This window comes from Lacticaseibacillus boliensis (assembly GCF_054784775.1).
This window is the reverse complement of record NZ_BAAIHN010000019.1, coordinates 1-20,845: the sequence shown is the minus strand read 5'-3', so window position 1 is coordinate 20,845 and position 20,845 is coordinate 1. Positions and strand designations below refer to the sequence as shown.

Below are 20,845 nucleotides of genomic sequence, written 5' to 3'. Positions count from 1 at the left end.
ATACGTAAGAACATATCAGATAACGACTTGAAAGCGAGGATCACCCTTTAATGAAGAAGATTGTCACAGGTTTACTAGTTAGCGCCACTGTATTGGGATTTGCTTTGACCACCACCAGTAATGTGCATGCCGCCGAGAAGACGGATGCCAGTAACAATGCGACATTGCAAGTTGACGCCGGCACCTTGAGCATGACTGCTCCGGCTTCTCAAAAATTTGGGTCCACTTCGGTCGAAACCGTTTATAACGATGGCTTTAGCAAGACCGTTGCTGACGGCACCGGTACGACGATCAGTGATTTCTTAGGAGATAACGCTGATCAGCAGGTCACGGTTATGTCCAAAGATGGCTGGAGCGACAAGAACATGAATGCCGATAGGGCTTCGACATTGACCATCACGCCGTCCACTCAAGACAAGGCAACGGTCAAGCAGGTTACCGTCACCAATCAACCAGCAAGCATCGCCACGGTCAACGCCGGCAAGACAGCCATCGCGCTTGAATATGAACTCAAAATTGCCCAAGGTACGGGTATCACGGCTTCAACCGAGACTGAGCCAACTACCAACACGCTGACTTGGAGCGTGGGCAATGTCCCTGATGGGGATCCTGAGTAAAAATAGAGGTAGATAATGATTCGCATGAATCGCGTGAAGCAGCTCTTAATGGCGCTGCTTTTTGTGTTATTAATCGCCGCGCCCAAGCCGGTGCAGGCAGCAGACGAAGCGGGCCTCGGGGTCACCCCGATCCCATCCAGCCAACAGCGAGATAAAGGAGTCAGTTATTTTGATCTGTTGTTGAAGGCCGGCCAAACTTCGCAGTTGCAGGTGAAGCTGACCAATCCGACGACCAAGCCGATCAAGGTCAACGTGCACCGCACGACGGCCACGACCAGTGACACCGGCATCATTGACTATACTGGTGGGGCTAATCAGCCCGACAAGACGTTGCCGGTGGCGATCGGTAAGTTGATGACAGGCGCTAACAGCGTGACGGTGCCGGCTAAGGGCACGACGACCTATGTCACGACGTTGAAGATGCCTAGTCAGCCGCTTAGTGGCGTGCTCGTCGGCGGGCTGGTGTTTGCGCCAGCTAACCAGACCAAAAAGACCGACAAGATGGGCGTCGTCAACCAGTATCAGTATTCGGTCGCGGTGTTGGCGCGCAACAGCAACACCATTTTGCCTTCGAAGCTGAGTGTTGGCGCGGTGCGTGCCGCGCGGATCGCTCATGTCAACCAGATCAGCGTGACGGTGCGCAATCAAACGGCGGCGTTTGCCAACCATATTGAAGCAATCTCAACCATCACCAATCCTGATGGCAAGACGTCGACGTTGCGACTCGCAGATGCCCAGATGGCGCCTAATTCCCAACTCCATCAGGTCAAGGCCTTAGGCACCAACGTCAAAGCCGGGACCTATCGGGTGAAGACAACGGTGTATTGGGACAAGGCGACAGCCGGACAGTATGCAGACGGGCATGGCAATCATTATCGCAATCGGACCGTCACAACGAAGCCGGTGCAGGTCACCGCGGCCAAGGCCAAGACCTTCAACCATGCGGCCAAACAAGCCCGCGGGGGGATGCCTATGCGCTACAAGTGGGCGATCGCCATCGCCATCGTTGTGGTGTTGCTCTTGATTGCGACGATCATTTTCTTCTGGCGCAAGAAGCAAAAAGCGGCCCAACACGCCGCCGCGTTAGAAGAAGAGCTCAAGCAACTCAAACAAAAGTGATTTTCAAGGAGGTCCACAATGAATCGTTTGCGCCAGGTCGTTTCAATGTTACTGATGACGCTAGCGACGATTTTCGTTGTGGGCTTTTTGTCTGCTAAGCAACCTGTCGCCGCGGCAACTTATCCCAACCAGACGCTGGTGGGGGACTTGCAGCTGCCAGAAGCCGTGGTGAAGGTGATGGTTGCCAATAGCCTCGACGCCAACGGGCAGACCCCAAATGTGGCAGCCAATGCCGTAACGGTCGCCGACATCCAGCAGTGGCAGACGGTGTCGTTGGCGGAGCGTACCCAAAACGCTGACGGTAGCTACTCGTCGCAAACCAGCGACACGGTGGCCAAATGGGTGGGAAGCCTCAAAACCACAAACACCGATACTGTCGAGACCGGCGACATGTTACTGGCACAAGATATGGGTGATGGCAGTTATCCGGCCGCTGGGTTACTCGATGGCAGCAAGACGGTTCAAGTTGCTTATAACCGCAAGCAGACGTATACCATCGCGAATCTACCGGTATACAACGTGTTGATGGCGGTGTTGATGAGCGCGACTAACGCCAAGACGATCGATTTGACCGGGCTGGTTTCACAAGTTGCCACTGCTTCAACCCGAGTGAAAATGCTGGCGCTTTTTCAAACAAAGGTCATGACGAATCTCAAAGAGCTCGACCTCGGCTACAACCTGTTTGGGCCGGGCCTTTCGGGTAGTACATGGGCGTATTGGACGTTCCGCTCGCAGACACTGAATTCGAGTTCTGTGACGACATGGGACTTGTCTTATGAACAACTGACCAGCCTCGATTCCGATCTGCTCAGCATGATCGGGAATCAGACCCGTGATGTGAATCTCGCTTCCAATGTTTTGGAGACGATCGCCTACAATAACGGCGGCTATCTCGACACCGGCGGGAACATTGATCTGGGTAATAACAGCGACATCGATCCCAATGACAGCACCACGCTTTACGTGCTGACGACGATCGTTTCAACGGGCGGGAATACGACCTTGCCAGACGCGGTGGCCAATGATGTCGTCGCCAAGTCTTTGGGGAGTTATCCGCGTATCTCAAGCCAAGGGATCGATGCTTTGGCGCCACAGTTGACGACCAACACACTGAAGGCGATTGCGAGCTCGACTGACGCCAAGACGTTTTTGGCGGATGTCGATCCCAGCAAGTTGCTAGCGAGCTCTGTGCAGGGGTTGAGTGACGCGGATTATCAGAAACTTTATGATCATCTGGATACCGATGACCAATCAGTATTGGCGTCCAAACGTACCGGCGGTAGCAACACGGGTGGGGGAACTACCGACCAAACTGGGCGACTCGCGGCCAGTGGGAACTGGCTCTTCGCCAACTACACGATCGGTCAAAGTGACCCGGTCAAAGGGACCGGAGCGACGCCAGTGCATGTTAGCGGGAGTTTGCCACCAAATCAGCAACTAACCGTGTCGATGTCGACTTGGTCGAACGGCAACGATGCCATCAGCCCGTCGTTGAGCCTGCCGGCAGGCGACAACGGCTGGCAGGCGGTGAACCTGGACGTCGGCTCCCCCGAAGTCGTGTTGACCAACCCTAACCACTCAATGTTGACCTTCGAGCAGACGCTGCAGTCACCACTGTTAACAGTGCCAGATGAGCAGCTTGTGGGGTTGCAGGCCGACAGCAGCTACACCGGAGCGCTGACCTGAACAATTCAAAACACGCCGGGCAACGACTACATGATGCGGTAGTGGCATTGCGTCTTTACCATCCAATGACAGGATGGCAGAGACGCTTTTTTGTTGCGCGAAGGTATCAGATCATTCACCGAGTAAATATTTATGACGCAATTTATCATCATTTGGGAAACCGGTTTGCACCTGCGCCAGGACAGGGCTGACGGTAAAAATGCAAACGCGGTCAATCGCTCAAGAATGCAGGTGTAAGCGATTTTATGTTTGTATTTTCACAAGACGCGTGCTAGACTTGTATGTGAATCAATGCACACAGTTTGTGGAGGTGGGAATATGCTTGAGCGGCGAACGAAAGTTTCCAAGGCGACGATCCGTCGCATTCCGCTGTATTATCGAGCGGCTCAGCAAATGCAAGAACAAGGCATCAGGCGCGTGCGTTCCGACCGGTTGGCGGAGATGATCCATATCCCTTCGGCCACGATTCGGCGAGACTTTTCGAGCTTCGGTGAACTCGGTAAGAGTGGGTATGGCTACAGCGTCGCCACCCTGGTCGAAGAATTCGGGCAGCTGTTGCAAGTCCAATCACCTGAAGACATCGTGCTGATCGGTGTCGGTGGCTTGGGCGCGGCGTTGGTCGAAAATAATTTCCGGCGCAATCCCGACTTGAACATCGTGATCGCCTTTGACGAAGATCCCGCTAAGGTCAACACCGAGATTGCCGGCGTGCCGGTGTACCCGTTCGCTGAATTGACACAGCACTTGCCGCATGGCATCCACACCGCCATCGTCGCCGTGCCGAGCAGCTCCCAAAAACAGGTCGTGCCGGTGCTGGAAGACGCCGGCATCACGGCGATCTTGACCTTCGCGCCGCAGCCGGTCGCGTGCCGGCCGACCACGACGATTCGCTACATCGACTTGACGTCTGAACTACAAAGCCTGTTGTATGTCGCCCATGAGAAACAAAAGTCGTAGGCACCAAAAGCCTCTGGCTGATTACCCGATACGGGTATCAGCCAGAGGCTTTTTTGTTGTCAGCTGTTGAGGCTTGCATAATATTGTGAAGGGGAAGCGCCGGTGTAGCGCTTGAACGCCGTTGAAAAATGATGGCTGGAGCTGAAGCCCAACTGGTTGGCAATCTGGGTATAGGTCAGCTCGTGTTGGGCGACCAAGGTGATTGCCTGTTGAAGCCGGAGTTGATCGAAATATTTAATGACGCTGACGCCGGTGACTTGTTTAAATTGTTTTTTCAGGTTGGCTTCACCGATCAAAAACTCGTTGGCTAATCCTGAAATCGTCAGGCGCGCGCCGAGGTGGGTGTGCATGTAGGCGATGATCTGATTGACGAGCAGTTGCTTGTAGCCGTTGCCATGCGTGCGGGCTTCTGCCAGTTGTGGGCGCAGCGGTTTGACGGTGGCAGGGGAGGTCTTAGGCAGCAATGCTGCGGGTAGCTGACGCAGTACCAGTTGGTCGGCGAGTTGCAACAATAACCGGGTCAGATCCGCGTACAGCTGCGAACACGCGATCATGAACGCCTGGCCGATGATCTGATCGAAAGCTTGATTCGGTTTGCGTTGGCGTAGGTCGATGATCGTGGCTAAAGTCTGGCGGATCGCCATTGGCAGGTGGGTGTCATGCACCAACATGACGTGGCCGAGAATGTCTGTCAGTTGCGCACCTGTTGCTTGAAAAATCACGGTTAACACCTGCGTCTCTGGCACGGAAGCCGCCACCGCCACCGATTCGTGGCAAGGCAAGACGATCAGCTCACCGGGGTTCAGATTGATGCGCGTGGTCGTGTCGATCAACAGCTGACCTTGGTGGACAAACAGCAACAACAACGCATCGCTGTGTTGATAATCATGCAATGTGTTCAGCGAATAGGTTGTATCGTTGGCCTTGAGCACGCTGGTCAACTGAAGATAGTTAAAATTAACGATCCCGCTCATGGTGACCCTTCCTTAGTTAAGTATTCGATACAGGACGTCACATAAATTAAACATACCGCCGTATTTATCATAAAGTGTACAACAATGTCTCATAATTTGTAAAACACGTGAGATAGTGAGCGGCTATGATAACAATGTACAAAACGAGAAAACGATTTCAAAGTTAGGGGGCTGATTCATGGCCAAGGCAATACCCACAACCACAAATAGCACAGAAGCAACCTGGACGCTGGTGCGTGCCAAGCTGACCCGTTTGCGGGAACGCTTAGGTGATGGCATCCCATACATCGCAACTAATCACCGCTACACCGATGTCGGCGACGACCACCTGGATTGGTGGACGAACGGGTTTTGGATCGGGATGCTATGGCAACTCTACGGTGCCGATCATGACCTCGCCGTTGCCAAGCAGGCGACAGCGCTTGAAGCCCGGTTGGATCCGTTGCTTCAAGATTTCACAAGCTTAGATCACGATGTCGGGTTCATGTGGCTGAACGCTTCAGTTAGCGGCTATAGGCTGTGCGGAGATCAACAGGCACGTCAGCGCGGGTTGAAGGCAGCGCTGGTTTTGGCCGGCCGTTACAATCCTGTGGGGTGCTTCATCAAAGCGTGGAACGGCGCCGATCAACAAGGCCAGCTGATCATCGATTGTTTGATGAACCTGCCGCTATTGCACTGGGCGTCTCAAGAAACTGGCGATCCGCGCTTTGATCAGATCGCTCAGGCACACGCGCAAACTGCGCTTTCGACCTTGTTTCGTTCAGACGGCTCTGTGGCCCACATCGCGGTGATGGATCCGCAAAGCGGCGAGTTTCTCAAAACGCTTGGCGGGCAAGGCTATGCCCAAGGCTCGTCTTGGAGCCGCGGCCAGGCCTGGGGAATCTACGGCATGGCGTTGGCGTATCGCGACTATGGCCAGCCTGAATTCCTCGATGCGGCCAAACGCGTCGCCCAATATTTTATCAGCAACGTTGCGTTAAGCGGCTGGGTGTCGTTGATCGACTTCCGCGCCCCGGCCGAACCGAGGTATTGGGATACTTCCGCTACGGCGATCGCGGTGTGCGGGCTGTTGGCGCTGGCTGACCAGTTGCCGGCCACCGAAGCTTCAGGGTACCGCCAGGCCGCAGTCAAAATGTTTGACGCGCTGACTACGCGCTTTGCCGATCTTGACGCCGAGCACGATGAACTGCTCACTAAAGCGTCTGCCAAATATCACCGCGCAAGCGACCGCGAAGTGCCGATCATCTACGGGGATGCGTTTTACCTCGAGGCGCTGTTGCGATTGCGTCACAAGGCCAGTCAAATTTATTGAAGGAGCACAACATGTTAACACTTGAATCAAAGGCCGATTACCTTGACTTATTCAAAGAAATTAACACCCCATTGCGGCAGCATTATGTGGGCCGTTCGCGCATCTTTTTTGGCGCCACCGGCGTCGGCTACGGGGATAAGGCCGCGGGAATGGAAGGGTTCGCCCGGATGATGTGGGGAGCCGGCCCGGCGTACACGCAGCTGTCAGCCGCTTGGCAGGCCGAAATCCGCGCCGGCATTCTCGCCGGGACCGATCCCAAAGCCCCTGATTATTGGGGTGATCTGCACGACCGCGACCAGCGGATGGTCGAGATGCCGGCGATCGCCTTAGCGCTGCTACATTGCGACGCGGCGTTGTGGCACCAGTATTCAGCCGCTGAGCAGACCCAGATCTCGACTTGGTTGCAACAGATCTTCGCCCATCAATGTGCAGACGGCAACTGGCAGTTTTTCAAAGTGTTGGTTTATAGCGTCTTGCGGCGGTTAGGGCTCACAGTCGACGACCACGACGCCAAGCAAGCCTTGGCCAAAATCGAGCGCTGCTATCGCCAAGACGGCTGGTATCAAGATTCGTCGCGCGGTCGCGAGGATTATTACACGCCGTTTGCCTTCGAGTATTACGGGATCTTGTATAGCGTCTTGAATCCGCAAGAACCCCGCAGCGAAGTTTTCCGCCAGCGTGCCCGAGCGTTTGCCAAGCAGTTCATTCACTTCTTTGCCACTGACGGCGCCAACGTGCCGTTTGGGCGGAGCCTGACCTATCGCTATGCGGCCGTGGCGTTTTGGGTGGCTTGTGTCTACGGTGACATCTTGCCGGAGAAAACCGCGGAACTCAAAGGTCTGATCAATCGCAATCTGCGGTGGTGGTTCAACAAGCCGATCCGCGATCATGGCTTGTTGACGCTGGGCTATGGCTATCCGCAGCTGTTGATGACGGAGCCTTATAACAGCCCGACGTCGCCTTATTGGGCGAACAAGGTGTTCTTGTTGCTGGCGTTGCCGGCCGACCATGCCTTTTTCCACACCAAAGCAGCGCCATTGCCACAGGTACGGCCCACGGCGTTGCTGGCAAGCCCGCATTTGCTGGCACAACACGACAACGGCCACACTGTCTTGCTTAATGCCGGCCAACCTGGGCCTAATTACCACGCGCTGACCAACCAGAAATATTTCAAATTTGCTTATTCTAGCGCGTTTGGTTTTTCAGTGCCACGAGAAAATGAACTCAAAGAAGAGGCTGTGATGGACTCGATGCTCGGACTGACCCCGATCACGACGACGATGACCGCCAGCCGTGGCGGCAAGCAGATCGTCGAGCCAGGCAACTTCATGGCGCGCAACAACGTGTTTGATGTCGCCCAAGACGATACGTTTGTCGCATCGAGCTGGCAGCCGACCGGCCAGGCAACGGTGCGGACGTGGCTGGTGCCGATTGCCGGGTGGCAGGTCCGGATCCATCACCTGCAACTCGATGCCGAGTTTGCCGCTTACGAAACCGGCTTTGCTGTTGCCGATGATCCCGATGCCCCTGGCCGCTATGAAAAAGGTGAACCAGGCAGCACGTTTGTCGGGGCCGCCGGCTTCACCGGCATCGTCGACCTGACGCCAGGCGTGCATGCCCGTCCAGACGCCACTATCACCGGGTTTCCAAACACGAACCTGATGACGCCGCAGGTCGTGGCGTTGCCAGGACGGCAGGCGGCTTTGGCTGCTGGGTCGCACTGGTTAGTCACAGGTGTTTATGCGCATCCAGATGCTGACTATGGCGTCTCGCGTTGGGCCAACCAGCCTGTGGTGACGTTAGCAGGCGGGGTCGCGACCATCAGCTGTGGGGAGCAGACGGTCACGGTGCCATTAACATAAAAGGAGGAGAATATTATGGCAGAAACACAACATATCAACAACGACGCCAAGCCGCAACCGGTGCAGGCCATCAATGCCAAGATCAAAGATGAAGATCAGCCGAAGTTGCCCGTCGCGTTTTCCATCGCGATGTTCATGTCGCCGGCGGTTTGGATCGGGCCGGTGGCCTCGAGCCGCTCGACGTTGTTACCGCAATTATTTAGTCAAATTGACAGCGCACACAAGGTCTGGGCGGTTGGCATCTTAGCCACCGTCGCCAGCCTGACCGGGGCGATCTCGAACCTGGTCTTCGGGGCGTTATCCGATGTCACGCGGTCGCGGTTTGGCGCCCGTAAGCCTTACATCGTGCTCGGGGCCATCATCACGGCGCTGTCGTTGGTCTTAATCGCCAATATCAACTCTATTCCGGCAATCATCGCGTTGTGGGTCATCACGACCAGCGGTGAAAACGCGGTCGCCGCGGCGATCTACGCGCAACTGTCGGACCGGATCGCGCCGCGTTGGCGTGGGACGGTGTCGACGTTTTATGGCGTAGGCGGCACGATCGTTCCGCAGCTTTTTGCCATTATTGCCGCGCAGTTCTTAGGAAACGTCCGCTTCGGGTTGTACGTGATGGCGGGCATCACGCTGGTCATGATGATCATCCACGTGCTGTTATCGCGGGAACAATCGAACTTGAATGAAGTCGCACCTGTCAAAATGAACAAGGAAACTGCGGCCAAACACTTCACGCTACCAACCAAAGGCGCGCGCGATTATTACCTCGCCTTGTTTGGTAAGTTATTCATGGTCTTGGGCCACACGATCATCACGACTTACTTGCTGTATATCTTCACCGATTACATGGGCATGAACAACAAGTCTGCCGGGGCGTCGATTTCGATCTTCAGCTCGATCATGCTGTTTATTGGTTTGATCTTTGCCTTGGTTTCTGGGATCTTGGCAGATAAGTTGAAGCGGGTCAAGTTACCAGTTGCGATCGCGACGTACTTACTTGGGATCGCGGCACTGTTCCCATTGCTTGATGCCCATCCTTGGACGATGTATGTTTACGGTGTCATCGCGGCGATGGGTACCGGGATCTATAACTCGGTTGACGGCGCGTTGAACCTCGATGTTTTGCCAAGTGCCGAAACTGCCGGCAAAGACCTTGGGTTGATCAACATTGGGATCACCGGTGCGCAAATGCTAGGTGCTTTGGTGGCGTCTGTGATCGTCACCAACTTGGGTTATCACTGGATCTTCGTATTCTCAGTTGTGATGGAAGTCATTGGTGGGTTCCTGATCACGGCGATCAAGAAGGTGAAATAAAATGGCTAAAGATAAAATTTTGCTAGATCCCAACGCGTTTGCGCTGGCGGTCGTTGCCGAGTCGAGTTTGACAGGCGACAGCGAGCGGGCGATCAATAAGCTCGGGTTGAAGCGCTACTTGGGGGCCTATCTGCTCGCCGAGGACTTTAACCATCTGGAAGACAAGAACTTCAATGGCTTCACCAAAGAAGAACGCGAAACGTTGTTGGCGGAGTTGAAGCCGTTTGATTACAATCAGTTAGGATAAGCTCAATGACAGTGCGCCAACTCGGCGGACTGTTTTTTGTGGTTCTGGTACAATGGCGGTGAGGTGAGCAGAATGGATGAACAATGGCTGACAAAGCGGCTGCAGGCGACTGATCGCAAGATTCGTGTCGAACTGCAGCGCCTGCAAGGGGCCACGCCGTATATTCCCTACGACGGGCGGTACGGGGATGTGGTCGAAGAGCGCGGTAGTGACTGGTGGACCAACGGCTTTTGGGCAGGGATCTTGTGGCAGTTGTATCACGTCGACCACCACACGCCTTATAAGCAAGCCGCGATCTTGCAGGAGCACCGCTTGGACAAAGCTTTGGCACATTTTGGCGACATCCATCATGACGTCGGGTTCATGTGGCTGCTCTCTGCCGTTGCGCACTACCGCGTCGATCAAGATCAGCAGGCACGACGGACGGGGTTGCATGCGGCGACGCTGTTGGCCGGGCGCTTCAATCTCGCCGGTGGGTATCTGGTGGCGTGGAACGATCACCATCCCGGCTGGCTGATCGTCGATTCGATGATGAACATCCAACTCCTGTATTGGGCCAGTCAGCAAACCGCCGACCCGCGGTTTGCGCAGATCGCCACACGGCACGCAGACACGGTGTTGAAGACGTTGGTGCGTGACGACGGGTCTGTCGGCCACATCGCCAGCTTCGATCCAGATTCTGGTGCGTTCATCGAGATGCTTGGCGGCCAAGGCTTCGACGCAGATTCTGCTTGGAGCCGAGGCAATGCCTGGGCGGTGTATGGGTTTGCCAAGACGTTTGCCCATACTCACGCGCCGCGCTTCTTGACGGCGGCGTGTCAAGCCGCGGACTACTTTGTCGCGCATGCCCAAGAGACCCAGTGGCTGCCGCTGGTGGATTTTGCCGCACCAAAGGGCTTGGCGATCCACGACAGCAGTGCCGGCTTGATCGCCGTGTGCGGACTGTTGGAACTGGTCGAGCTGGTGGCTGACCCCGAACAACGTCAGCGCTATCAACACGCGGCAGAAGCGATGCTTGTGGCGATCGATACGCGTTATGCAGACTGGGACCAAACCGAAGACGGCATCATTGGTGGCGGTACTGAAGCCTATCATCGACCGGCGACTTACGAGGTGCCGCTGATCTATTCGGACTACTTTTATATTGAAGCGCTCCTGCGGCTGCAACACCGGGCACTGCCGGTGTGGGCGTAAGTTTTTTCACCCATTGACGGCGCGGCATGGGTTAGCTTATAATGCGGGTAATGCGTTGAACAAGAGGGTCGACTCTTGAGATTTCCAGCGACGAGGCGTTTGGTGCAAGCCTCGAATCTCGGTGTTGACTGTAGCTTGCGAGCTGCCAGCCTGAAGCAGTAGGGCCGGCCGGGTTCTCCCGTTATCTGGTCTTAAGTGGAGGCGTTCGCCTCAATTTAGGTGGTACCGCGAGTTTGCTCGTCCTAATTCAATTAGGGCGAGCTTTTTTTGTTCAACCGTCGTCTGTGAGACGACGAAAATTTTCTGGAGGAAACAACATGAGTGAAGAATTAGCACCGAAATTCGACCCCAAAGAAGTCGAAGCTGGCCGTTATGACAAATGGCTAGAACAAGGCGTCTTCAAGCCATCTGGTGACAAGTCTGCCAAGCCATATAGCATCGTTATCCCGCCACCGAATGTCACCGGCAAGCTACATCTCGGCCATGCCTGGGACACGACGTTGCAAGATATGATCATTCGCCAAAAGCGGATGCAAGGCTATGACACGCTGTGGTTGCCGGGGATGGACCATGCCGGCATCGCGACGCAAGCGAAGGTTGAAGCCAAGTTGCGCAAGGAAGGCATTTCCCGTTACGACCTCGGCCGCGAGAAGTTCGTGGAAAAAGTCTGGGAATGGAAAGATGAGTTTGCGGCCACCATCAAGACCCAGTGGGGGAAGATGGGGCTGAGCCTCGATTACTCGCGCGAACGCTTCACGCTTGATGATGGCTTGTCCAAGGCCGTGCGCAAGGTCTTCGTCGATCTGTACAACAAGGGCTTGATCTATCGTGGCGAATACATCGTCAACTGGGATCCGCAAGCCCGCACCGCCTTGTCCGATATCGAAGTCATTCACCAAGACGACAAAGGGGCGTTTTATCATCTGATCTACAAGTTCGCCGACGGCACGCCTGGTGGTATCGAAATCGCCACGACCCGTCCGGAAACCATGTTTGGGGATACCGCCGTTGCGGTCAACCCCCATGACGAACGCTACAAAGACGTTATCGGCAAAAAGGTGATCGTGCCGGGTGTCGGCCGCGAGATTCCAATCATCGCCGACGAACACGCCGATCCTGAGTTTGGGACCGGGGCCGTTAAGATCACGCCAGCCCACGATCCTAACGACTTCCAAGTCGGCAACCGCCACAACCTGGAACGCATCAACTGCATGAATGATGATGGTACGATGAACGAAAACGCCGGCAAGTATGTCGGCCAAGACCGCTTCGAATGCCGCGACAACTTGGTCAAGGATCTGCAAGCCAGCGGCGATTTGATCAAGATCGACCCGATCGTCCACAGTGTCGGCCACTCCGAGCGTACCGGCGTGCAGGTTGAAGCCCGCCTGTCGACGCAGTGGTTCGTGAAGATGAAGCCACTGGCAGAAGCGTCGATCAAGAACCAAGAAACCGACAACAAGGTCAACTTCGTGCCAGAACGCTTCGAACACACCTTCTTGAACTGGATGAACAACATCCACGACTGGGTCATCTCCCGTCAGCTCTGGTGGGGCCACCGCATCCCGGCTTGGTACAACAAGACCACCGGTGAGATGTATGTCGGCATGGACGCGCCAAAAGACGCCGAGAACTGGGAACAAGATCCTGATGTGCTCGACACCTGGTTTAGTTCAGCACTATGGCCATTTTCCACGATGGGTTGGCCAGATACTGACGCCGAAGATTACAAGCGTTACTATCCGACCGACACCTTGGTGACCGGCTATGACATCATTCCTTTCTGGGTCGCCCGGATGATCTTCCAAGGCCTGGAATTCACTGGCCAGCGTCCGTTCAAGAACACCTTGATCCACGGCCTGATCCGTGATGAGCAAGGTCGCAAAATGTCCAAGTCGCTGGGCAACGGGATTGATCCGATGGACGTCATCGAAAAGTATGGTGCCGATTCGCTGCGCTGGTTCTTGGTCAACGGCTCAACGCCAGGCCAAGACACCCGCTTCTCTTGGAAAGCGATTGGGGCTAGCTGGAACTTCATCAACAAGATCTGGAACATGTCCCGCTTTGTTCTGATGAACCTCGAAGATACCAAGGCCGACGCGCAACCGGATCCTAAGACCTTCGACTTATCTGACAAGTGGATCTTCGCCCGTTTGAACCAGACAATCGCCAGCGTCACCGCCAAGTTCGACAAGTTCGAATTTGGGGAAGCTGAACGTGATTTGTACAACTTCATCTGGAATGAACTGGCCGATTGGTACATCGAAATGTCCAAGGAAGTCTTGTATGGCGACGACGACACGGCCAAGGCGGCCAAGCGTGTCAACCTGCGCTATGTCCTCGACAACGTGTTGCGGCTTTTGCACCCGATCATGCCGTTCGTCACCGAAAAGATCTGGTTGACGATGCCTCATATCGGGGATTCGATCGTGACGGCCAGCTATCCGACCACCAACGCGGCCTTTGATGACGACCAGGCAATCAGCCAGATGGAAGCCATCATCGAGCTGATCCGCGCGGTTCGTGGGATCCGCACCGACGTGAACGCACCGCTGTCCAGCCCAATCGACGTGCAGATCAAGTTGCAAGATGCCAGCCTCGAACCAGTCTTCAAGGACAACTTCGAGTTCATCGACCGCTTCGTCCACTCGAAGGGCTATGAAGTCGGCACCGAGCTCGACACGCCAGCTTTGGCAGCTTCTGCGGTCATCAACGGCGCGACGATCTACGTGCCACTGGCAGAGCTGATCGACCTCGACGATGAAATCGCCAAGCTGACCAAAGACGCCAAGAAGCTCGATCAAGAAATCGCCCGCTTCGAAAAGAAGCTTGGTAACCAAGGCTTCTTGGCCAAGGCACCAGCGGCGGTCGTGGACGAGCAAAAGACCAAGCTTGCCGACGCCCAGGCCAAACTGGACGCCACCAATGCCCGGATCAATGAACTAAAAGCAGCTAAGTAAGCTGTAAGCGTCTGGAGAGAAGTTTCCAGACGCTTTTTTGATCCTTAATTTACTAAAAAGTTAGCCATACTAATTCTTTGCAATCGATTACATCTCGTGCGACAATGGTTTCAGGAGTTGGGAAAAGGCCGGCTCCCAGATGTCTTTTGTTACTCCACCACACCAGTGGGACCGTCTGCAGTCTTCAGATCCTAGGAGGCTGGCGCGCGAATATCAGACGACACCGGTATACTTGACGGCTGGCAACCAAGCTACAGCCAATTTCGGTATAAACGGCCACACCCGGGTTGCGTCCCGTAGCTCGACTAGGAAACAAAGCGAAGGGACGCGCACTGTGCTTCGTCGCTCAGCCCAAGAGCAAAGGCGGCGTGCACACTAACAGTTGCCGCAAGACACGATCAATTTTGCCGACACTCATCGTCAATATTGACCAGCCCAGGATGCTTCTTTAAGTGCGCGTTTCCTCCCGAACTCGCCCAGGTAAAAAATTGAAGGCAAAACAGCTTATTTGCGTTATCCATAAAACCCGAGTCGCGTTGCGAGGTCGCAGCGCGGTTTTGGTGCGTCCTGAAGACGCCGGCCGGGTACCAGGTGTCTTGTTAGCGAAAGTGGCGAAGCCGTGGTAAGCTGAAATAAGCAGAGATACTTCAAATTTTACTTGCATTTTGTAAGTGACGTTTTATAATGATGTTGTTGGATACTTATTAATAGTAAGTTATGGAGGCAAGATTATGGCTAAGATCAATGCAGCAGACGCAATGTTGAAGGTTATCGAAAGCTGGGGCGTCAAGAACATCTACGGGTTGCCCGGTGGGTCGTTTGATTCGACGATGAACGCTTTATATAACCGCCAAAAGACGCTGAATTATGTCCAGGTACGGCACGAAGAAGTCGGGGCGCTGGCGGCCGTTGGTGAGGCGAAAACGACCGGCAAGATTGGGGTTACTTTCGGTTCTGCTGGACCTGGCGCGGTGCATCTGCTCAACGGTTTGTACGACGCGCAATACGATCACGTGCCTGTCTTAGCATTGGTCGGCCAGGTGCCGACTGCGGCGATGAACACCCATTACTTCCAAGAGATGAACGAAAACCCGATGTTCGCAGACGTGTCGGTTTATAATCGCACCGCGATGACGGCAGAACAGTTGCCGGCCGTTGTGGATGAAGCAATCCGCCAGGCATACGCCCATCAAGGCGTTGCGGTCATCACGATTCCTAAAGATCTCGGTTGGCAGGAAATCGAAGACAACTATGTTTCCAGCGCACCGCTGTACCAAAAGCCAATCTTACCGCAACCTGACTTGGCCCGCGTCGATGAAGCCTTGGCGATCATGACCGCGGCCAAGCATCCAATCTTGTACGTCGGCCAAGGCGCCCGTGGGGCCAAGGATGAGGTCATTGCCTTGTCTGAAAAACTGCATGCGCCGATCGTGGTGACGGCACTGGCAAAAGGCATCGTGCCAGATTCTTACAAAGGCAACATGGGTTCTGCCGGGCGGGTCGCTTCCAAGCCCGGGGTCGAAACCGCCCGCGGCGCCGATGCCGTTTTGTTCTTGGGGTCTGACTTCCCGTTCCAGCCGTACTTCATCGCGCCTGATGCCAAGTATATCCAGGTCGATATCGACTCCAGCAAGCTGGGCCGGCGCCACCACGTCGATGTAGCGATCTTGGCCGATGCTAAGGCCACAATCAAGGCGATGATCGCACGCTCCCAACCAACGCCAGAATCCGCATGGTACCGCGCAGCCTTGGCCAACAAGCAAAACTGGGTCGAATGGATCGACTCGTTTGCAGAAGACAACAGCACGCCGTTGCGCGTCGAACCCGTCTTCAAGGCGATCAACGATGCTGCGTTGCCTAACGCGATTTTCCAAGTTGATGTTGGTAACGTGACGATCAACGGTATGCGCTATCTCTTGGCCGACCAGGAACAAAAGTTCACGACGTCTGGCTGGTACGCAACCATGGGCTACGCACTGCCGGCAGCGATCGGGGCCAAGAGTGCGTATCCGAGCCGGCAGGTGTGGTCGATCTCGGGTGACGGTGGCTTTGCGATGGTCATGCAAGACATCTTGACTCAGGTGAAGTACCACATGCCGATTATCAACGTTGTCTTGACCAACGAATCGTTAGGTTTCATCGAAGCGGAACAAGACGACACCAAGCAGCCGCACTCGGGCGTTGATCTGATCGATGCCGACTATGGCGATGCCGCCACGGCGCTGGGCGCAACCGGTTTTGAGGTGCACACTTTGGCCGAGTTGAAGCATGCTTTTGCCGCAGCCTTGAAAGCTGACGGGCCGGTCGTGATCGACGTTAAGATCTCCGACTTGCGGCCACTGCCAGTCGAGCAACTGGTGCTGGACAAGAAGACTCAAGATCCGGCGGCAGTCGATGCCTTCGTTGAAAAGTATTCTGCCCAAAGCCTGATCCCGTTGCGTCAGTTATTAGAAGACCAAGGCGAATAGGCAGTTCTCTTTAGAAGATCTCAGGCGAGATCTTCTTTTTTTGGCCGTTTTGCGTCTAGTAACAAACAATGATAAAATAGATAGTAATCTAACTAAAATTTAACCAGAAAATTATTGAGGTGACGCCATGCAGTGGAATGCTAAACAGTACGATGAACAACACGATTTTGTCTTCAAATACGGTGAAAGCTTACTGGCAGATATGCCCGAGGCGCCAGGCCGCGTGTTGGATATTGGCTGTGGCACCGGCGAGCTGAGCCAAGAGCTGGTAGATGCAGGCTTTGACGTGGTGGGGGTCGACCAATCCGAAGCAATGGTGGACGTTGCGGCGGCCCGCTATCCTGCCGTGGACTTCGTGGTGGCAGACATCTTGAATTACGGTGGGAAGCCAGCGCAATACGACGTGCTGTTTTCCAACGCGTGCTTCCATTGGATCCGGGCCCAAGACCGGCTGGCCAACGTGATGCACCGCCTGTTGCGGCCAAACGGGGTGTTGGTGGCGGAATTTGGTGCTGAAGGCAATATCAAGCAGATCCAAGCCGCCTTTGCGGCCGCGCTGGCCAAGCGCGGGGTATCGTATTCGTCACCGTTTTATTTTCCAAGCGAAGATCAGTATCGCGACTTGCTGACGCGTCACGGGTTCTCTGACGTCCAGCTTAAGGTTTATGATCGGCCGACTGTGCTCAAAGACGGCAAGGCGGGGTTGCGGCATTGGCTTGCGCAGTTTTTCAAGACGGAGTTAGAAGAGGTGCCTGAAGCGGATCAGGCCGCGCTGTTTGACGAAATCGATGCCGCGTTGGCCCCGAGCTTGTGGGTCGATGACCATTGGGAAGCCGATTATCGCCGGATCCGAGTGCACGCAATGGCATGAGTACAGACAGTCCTAGCCAATGATTGCGATAGCCAAGCGCCAAGGCGTTTTTGGTATACTGGTGGCATCATATCTTGGGAGGATTTGCCATGCCACAAAAACCATTAGCGGAATATGAAGAAGATATTCCCAAAGTTGCCGCCTTGCTCGCCGACCAACCAGAGACGCAGGCGTTTTTCAACGCGCTGACGCCAGGGTATCAGCGTGAGTGGGCGCGCTTCATCTTCGGCGTCGCCAGTGACGCGACCCAAGTCAGGCATATTGCCAAAATGCAAGCAGTCTTCGCCGCTAGGTATAAGTCCAAGCGCGCGTATGATTCGCGTGCCAAATAGATTGCCAATAATCAAATTGCCCCAGAATTCCATCGTTGGAATTCCGGGGCAATTTGTTAGTCGTTAACGCGTTCTTGCACGGCTTGGATCAAGGCTTCTTCGCTGGTGAAGATCTCACCGTTGAGTTTGATTAAGCCGGTGGTGTAGAGGTTGACGTAATGGAACTGGTTTTCCGCGACGTTTTGCAGCGCGGTGAGTTTCTGCGGGTTGGTGGCGCCCAGCTGGCGAGAATCGGTGTACAGGCCGAGGATCGGAATTTCTTTGGCATAAGCGATGCCGATCTCGCTGGCGACGCCGGCGTCGATGGTGGGACCATCGAGGACCGCGATCAGCAGGTCGGCACGCAGAACTTCTGCGGTGTCGGCTTGGGCGATCGTTGTGGAATCCGCGTAAGTATTTTTATCGTTGATCGCGGCGTTTTCTTGCGGCAAGTAGATGTCTACGTCGGGCAGGACTTGGCGCAGGCGGTGGACGAGACGAGCGTTAAAATCATAATCAGCACGGGAAAATAAGGCATTGGCGAAATAGATGTGCATAACAATCCTCCTGATAGAATGAATCAATTCTAGCACGGTCGCTTGAATTGCGGTAGCGCTTTTTTACGCATCATGACTCTGATAAACTGAGACTAGTACGACAAGGAGGAGTTCGATGTTAGAAGTACACGACTTAGTGAAGCGTTTTGGCACGATGGTCGCCGTCGATCACGAAAGCTTCACCATTCGCCCGGGAGAGATCATGGGGCTGATCGGCCAAAACGGTGCAGGCAAAACCACGACGTTTCGGATGCTGTTGAATTTTATCACGCCTGATGCCGGTGAGATCTTGTGGAACGGCAAGCCGCTGACAGCCAAAGACTACGATATGATCGGGTATCTGCCGGAAGAGCGCGGGCTGTATCCAAAGATGAAAGTAGAAGATCAGATCATTTATTTTGCCCGGTTGCGCGGGATGAAAACCGCAGATGTTCGCCGCCAGATCCCGGAGTGGCTGGAACGCTTTCAGGTCAAAGGCAAGCGCACCGACAAGATCAAGGATCTGAGCAAAGGCAACCAGCAAAAAGTTCAGCTGATCGCCACCTTGATCCACATGCCCAAGCTGGTGATCTTAGACGAGCCGTTTTCCGGTCTCGATCCCGTCAACGCCAGCGTCTTGCAGTCGGGCATTGAGATGCTGCGCGACAGCGGAGCGGCGATCATCTATTCCAGCCACGACATGGGCAACGTCGAGGCGATTTCGGATCATCTGGTGATGCTGCGCAACGGCCAGGTCGTGTTGTCGGGCACCGTCGACGCCATCCGCGAAAGTTTCGGCCGCACGAAGTTGTTCATCGAATCACCGCTGGATCAAGCCGCGCTCGAGGCGTTCGCCGGCGTCTTGCGGGTCGTGCCGCACGGGCGCGGGTTTGAGCTGACGCTGAGCGATCCAGAAGTGGGCAAGGCCATTTTTGCCGCGGCCACCGCCGACGGGTATATCCCCGAGTTCCGGCAGGCGCCACCGACGCTCGACGAGATCTTCAGGCTGAAAGCGGGGGCTGAACATGCATAAATTCTGGGTAGTTTTTTCACAGGTATACAAGAAAAACGTCCGTAGCGGCTCTTGGCTGTTTCTGGTGTTATCGCCGCTGGTGTTTGTCGCCGTCGCCGCTTTGATCGGCTATTTCGTGGTGCAAAACGTGCAACCGGCTAAGGTGGCTGTGGTCTCACCGCAACCGGCGCTGAGCGCGGCAATCGTCAAGACCAGCGATTCGGATGTGCACTTCAAGGCCTATTCATCGACCAAAACGGCCAACGCGGCGTTGAATCGCGAGCATATCGACGGGGTGCTGACGGCAAGCACCACCCCGAGCGTTCACGCCAGCTATGTCGAACGCAGCAACGCGGATAACAGCGTCGACACCGCGACCTTGCAGGCGACGCTGTCTAAGCTGAAGCTGTCGCAAACCGCCGGGCAGCTGGGCCTGTCCGCCAAACAGTTGCAGACGCTACTGACGCCAGCGGCGCTGAAAACGCGCACGGTCGCGATCCAAGACGGGCATCAGGTCGCCAAAAGCAACACAGCCGCCACCGTCAACAAGTCTCTGGCTTACGTGCTGACGGTGTTTATCATGCTGATCACGATGGTTTACGGGTCGCTGTTGGCGCAAGAGATCGCCACGGAAAAAGGCTCGCGGATCATGGAGATCTTGTTGTCTTCTGTCAGCGCCACGACGCAATTTTTCGGGAAGCTGGCGGGGATGTTCGCGCTGTTGTTGACGCAGATCGGCGTGTATGTGGTCGCCGGCGGGATCGGGTGGATCTGGCTACGCAACCAGGATTATGTCAAAGCCTTCTTGAAACAAGTCGATTTGTCGGTGTTGTGGTCACAAACGACGCTGATCGCGGTGTTGTTCTTCGTGATCGGCGTGATGACGTATGTGGTGCTGGCGGCTTTGACCGGGTCGCTGGTGTCGAACCAAGAGCAAGTCAACGCGGCGGTGATGCCGATCTCGATGCTCGGGCTGGCCGCGTACGTGTTGTCGTTCATCGCCCAATCAGGAGACTCGTCGCTGCTGCGGATCACCAGCTTCATTCCGTTTTTGAGCGTCAACGTGATGCCGGTGCAACTGGCCTTGGGGCACACCAGCTTCGGCGTCGCGTGGTTGTCGCTAGGCGTGTCGGCTGTGTTCTTAGTTGTGTTCACCTGGTTAGTCGTCGGTGTTTACCGCAGCAACGTTCTTGTGTATTCCGATGCCAACATGTTGAGCCGTCTGCGCACCAGCTTTAGTATCTGGCGGGCGGAACACAAAGGATAGCGGGCTTTTTAATCCGACGAATTGTCAACTCAAGTGCAACTTTTTACCCATGAAGACTTCTGATGGCGTCTTCCAGCCTAAGACCTTGCGTGGTCGATTATTCAGTTGTTCAATGTAAGTCTCAATTTCCTGGTCGCTCTG

At 55.0% G+C, this 20,845-nt stretch carries 17 protein-coding genes, 1 pseudogene and 1 other annotated feature; of the genes and pseudogenes, 15 read left to right on the top strand and 3 right to left on the bottom strand.

The window, feature by feature from the left end:
* Positions 1 to 50: 50 nt before the first annotated feature.
* From ACYVRB_RS08850 to ACYVRB_RS08835, 4 genes are all read left to right on the top strand, one after another.
* A complete protein-coding gene (locus ACYVRB_RS08850) occupies positions 51 to 617 on the top strand; it encodes a hypothetical protein (RefSeq protein WP_461214857.1) in 567 nt (188 codons plus the stop codon).
* Between the two features lie 15 nt (positions 618 to 632).
* The gene (locus ACYVRB_RS08845) at positions 633 to 1,736 is read left to right on the top strand and encodes a DUF916 domain-containing protein (protein WP_461214855.1); all 1,104 of its coding nucleotides are present in this window, start codon (positions 633 to 635) and stop codon (positions 1,734 to 1,736) included.
* Positions 1,737 to 1,754: 18 nt separating this feature from the next.
* On the top strand, positions 1,755 to 3,422 hold the full coding sequence (locus tag ACYVRB_RS08840; protein WP_461214853.1) for a hypothetical protein: 1,668 nt from the start codon (positions 1,755 to 1,757) through the stop codon (positions 3,420 to 3,422).
* Between the two features lie 318 nt (positions 3,423 to 3,740).
* Positions 3,741 to 4,379, top strand: coding sequence for a redox-sensing transcriptional repressor Rex (locus tag ACYVRB_RS08835; protein WP_461214851.1), 639 nt, complete (start codon positions 3,741 to 3,743; stop codon positions 4,377 to 4,379).
* Positions 4,380 to 4,438: 59 nt separating this feature from the next.
* Here the strand turns inward: ACYVRB_RS08835 and ACYVRB_RS08830 are convergent, their stop codons facing one another.
* Positions 4,439 to 5,353, bottom strand: coding sequence for an AraC family transcriptional regulator (locus ACYVRB_RS08830; protein ID WP_461214849.1), 915 nt, complete (start codon positions 5,351 to 5,353; stop codon positions 4,439 to 4,441).
* A gap of 178 nt (positions 5,354 to 5,531) precedes the next feature.
* Here ACYVRB_RS08830 and ACYVRB_RS08825 point away from each other — a divergent pair, with 178 nt between their 5' ends.
* From ACYVRB_RS08825 to ACYVRB_RS08785, 9 genes are all read left to right on the top strand, one after another.
* Complete coding sequence (locus ACYVRB_RS08825; RefSeq protein ID WP_461214848.1) at positions 5,532 to 6,665, top strand: glycoside hydrolase family 88 protein; 1,134 nt, start codon at positions 5,532 to 5,534, stop codon at positions 6,663 to 6,665.
* 11 nt (positions 6,666 to 6,676) lie between these two features.
* Positions 6,677 to 8,527 (top strand): DUF2264 domain-containing protein, encoded by a 1,851-nt coding sequence (locus ACYVRB_RS08820; protein ID WP_461214846.1) that lies wholly within the window; start codon positions 6,677 to 6,679, stop codon positions 8,525 to 8,527.
* 15 nt (positions 8,528 to 8,542) lie between these two features.
* Positions 8,543 to 9,838, top strand: a complete 1,296-nt coding sequence (locus ACYVRB_RS08815; protein ID WP_461214845.1) for an MFS transporter — start codon at positions 8,543 to 8,545, stop codon at positions 9,836 to 9,838.
* Between the two features lies 1 nt (position 9,839).
* Positions 9,840 to 10,085: a hypothetical protein gene (locus tag ACYVRB_RS08810; protein ID WP_461214843.1), complete on the top strand. Its 246-nt coding sequence runs from the start codon at positions 9,840 to 9,842 to the stop codon at positions 10,083 to 10,085.
* 72 nt (positions 10,086 to 10,157) lie between these two features.
* Entirely contained in the window at positions 10,158 to 11,279 is a 1,122-nt protein-coding gene (locus tag ACYVRB_RS08805) for a glycoside hydrolase family 88 protein (protein WP_461214841.1), read from the top strand.
* A gap of 46 nt (positions 11,280 to 11,325) precedes the next feature.
* Positions 11,326 to 11,527: a binding site (T-box leader), on the top strand.
* A 69-nt stretch (positions 11,528 to 11,596) separates the two neighbouring features.
* Complete coding sequence (locus ACYVRB_RS08800; RefSeq protein WP_461214839.1) at positions 11,597 to 14,239, top strand: valine--tRNA ligase; 2,643 nt, start codon at positions 11,597 to 11,599, stop codon at positions 14,237 to 14,239.
* Positions 14,240 to 14,967: 728 nt separating this feature from the next.
* Entirely contained in the window at positions 14,968 to 16,707 is a 1,740-nt protein-coding gene (gene spxB, locus ACYVRB_RS08795; protein WP_461214900.1) for a pyruvate oxidase, read from the top strand.
* Positions 16,708 to 16,834: 127 nt separating this feature from the next.
* On the top strand, positions 16,835 to 17,578 hold the full coding sequence (locus ACYVRB_RS08790; protein ID WP_461214837.1) for a class I SAM-dependent methyltransferase: 744 nt from the start codon (positions 16,835 to 16,837) through the stop codon (positions 17,576 to 17,578).
* An 89-nt stretch (positions 17,579 to 17,667) separates the two neighbouring features.
* Complete coding sequence (locus ACYVRB_RS08785) at positions 17,668 to 17,910, top strand: YdeI/OmpD-associated family protein (RefSeq protein WP_461214835.1); 243 nt, start codon at positions 17,668 to 17,670, stop codon at positions 17,908 to 17,910.
* Positions 17,911 to 17,966: 56 nt separating this feature from the next.
* On the opposite strand, the gene ACYVRB_RS08780 is transcribed toward ACYVRB_RS08785, so the two are convergent.
* Complete coding sequence (locus ACYVRB_RS08780) at positions 17,967 to 18,446, bottom strand: nucleoside 2-deoxyribosyltransferase (RefSeq protein ID WP_461214834.1); 480 nt, start codon at positions 18,444 to 18,446, stop codon at positions 17,967 to 17,969.
* Between the two features lie 115 nt (positions 18,447 to 18,561).
* On the opposite strand from ACYVRB_RS08780, the gene ACYVRB_RS08775 reads away from it, so the two are divergent.
* Both ACYVRB_RS08775 and ACYVRB_RS08770 read left to right on the top strand, forming a co-directional pair.
* A complete protein-coding gene (locus tag ACYVRB_RS08775) occupies positions 18,562 to 19,458 on the top strand; it encodes an ABC transporter ATP-binding protein (RefSeq protein WP_461214833.1) in 897 nt (298 codons plus the stop codon).
* Entirely contained in the window at positions 19,451 to 20,704 is a 1,254-nt protein-coding gene (locus ACYVRB_RS08770; protein WP_461214832.1) for an ABC transporter permease, read from the top strand. Before ACYVRB_RS08775 ends, ACYVRB_RS08770 begins: the two co-directional genes overlap by 8 nt.
* 24 nt (positions 20,705 to 20,728) lie before the next feature.
* Here the strand turns inward: ACYVRB_RS08770 and ACYVRB_RS08765 are convergent.
* Positions 20,729 to 20,845 (bottom strand): annotated as a pseudogene (locus ACYVRB_RS08765) (IS30 family transposase); the annotation flags it as partial.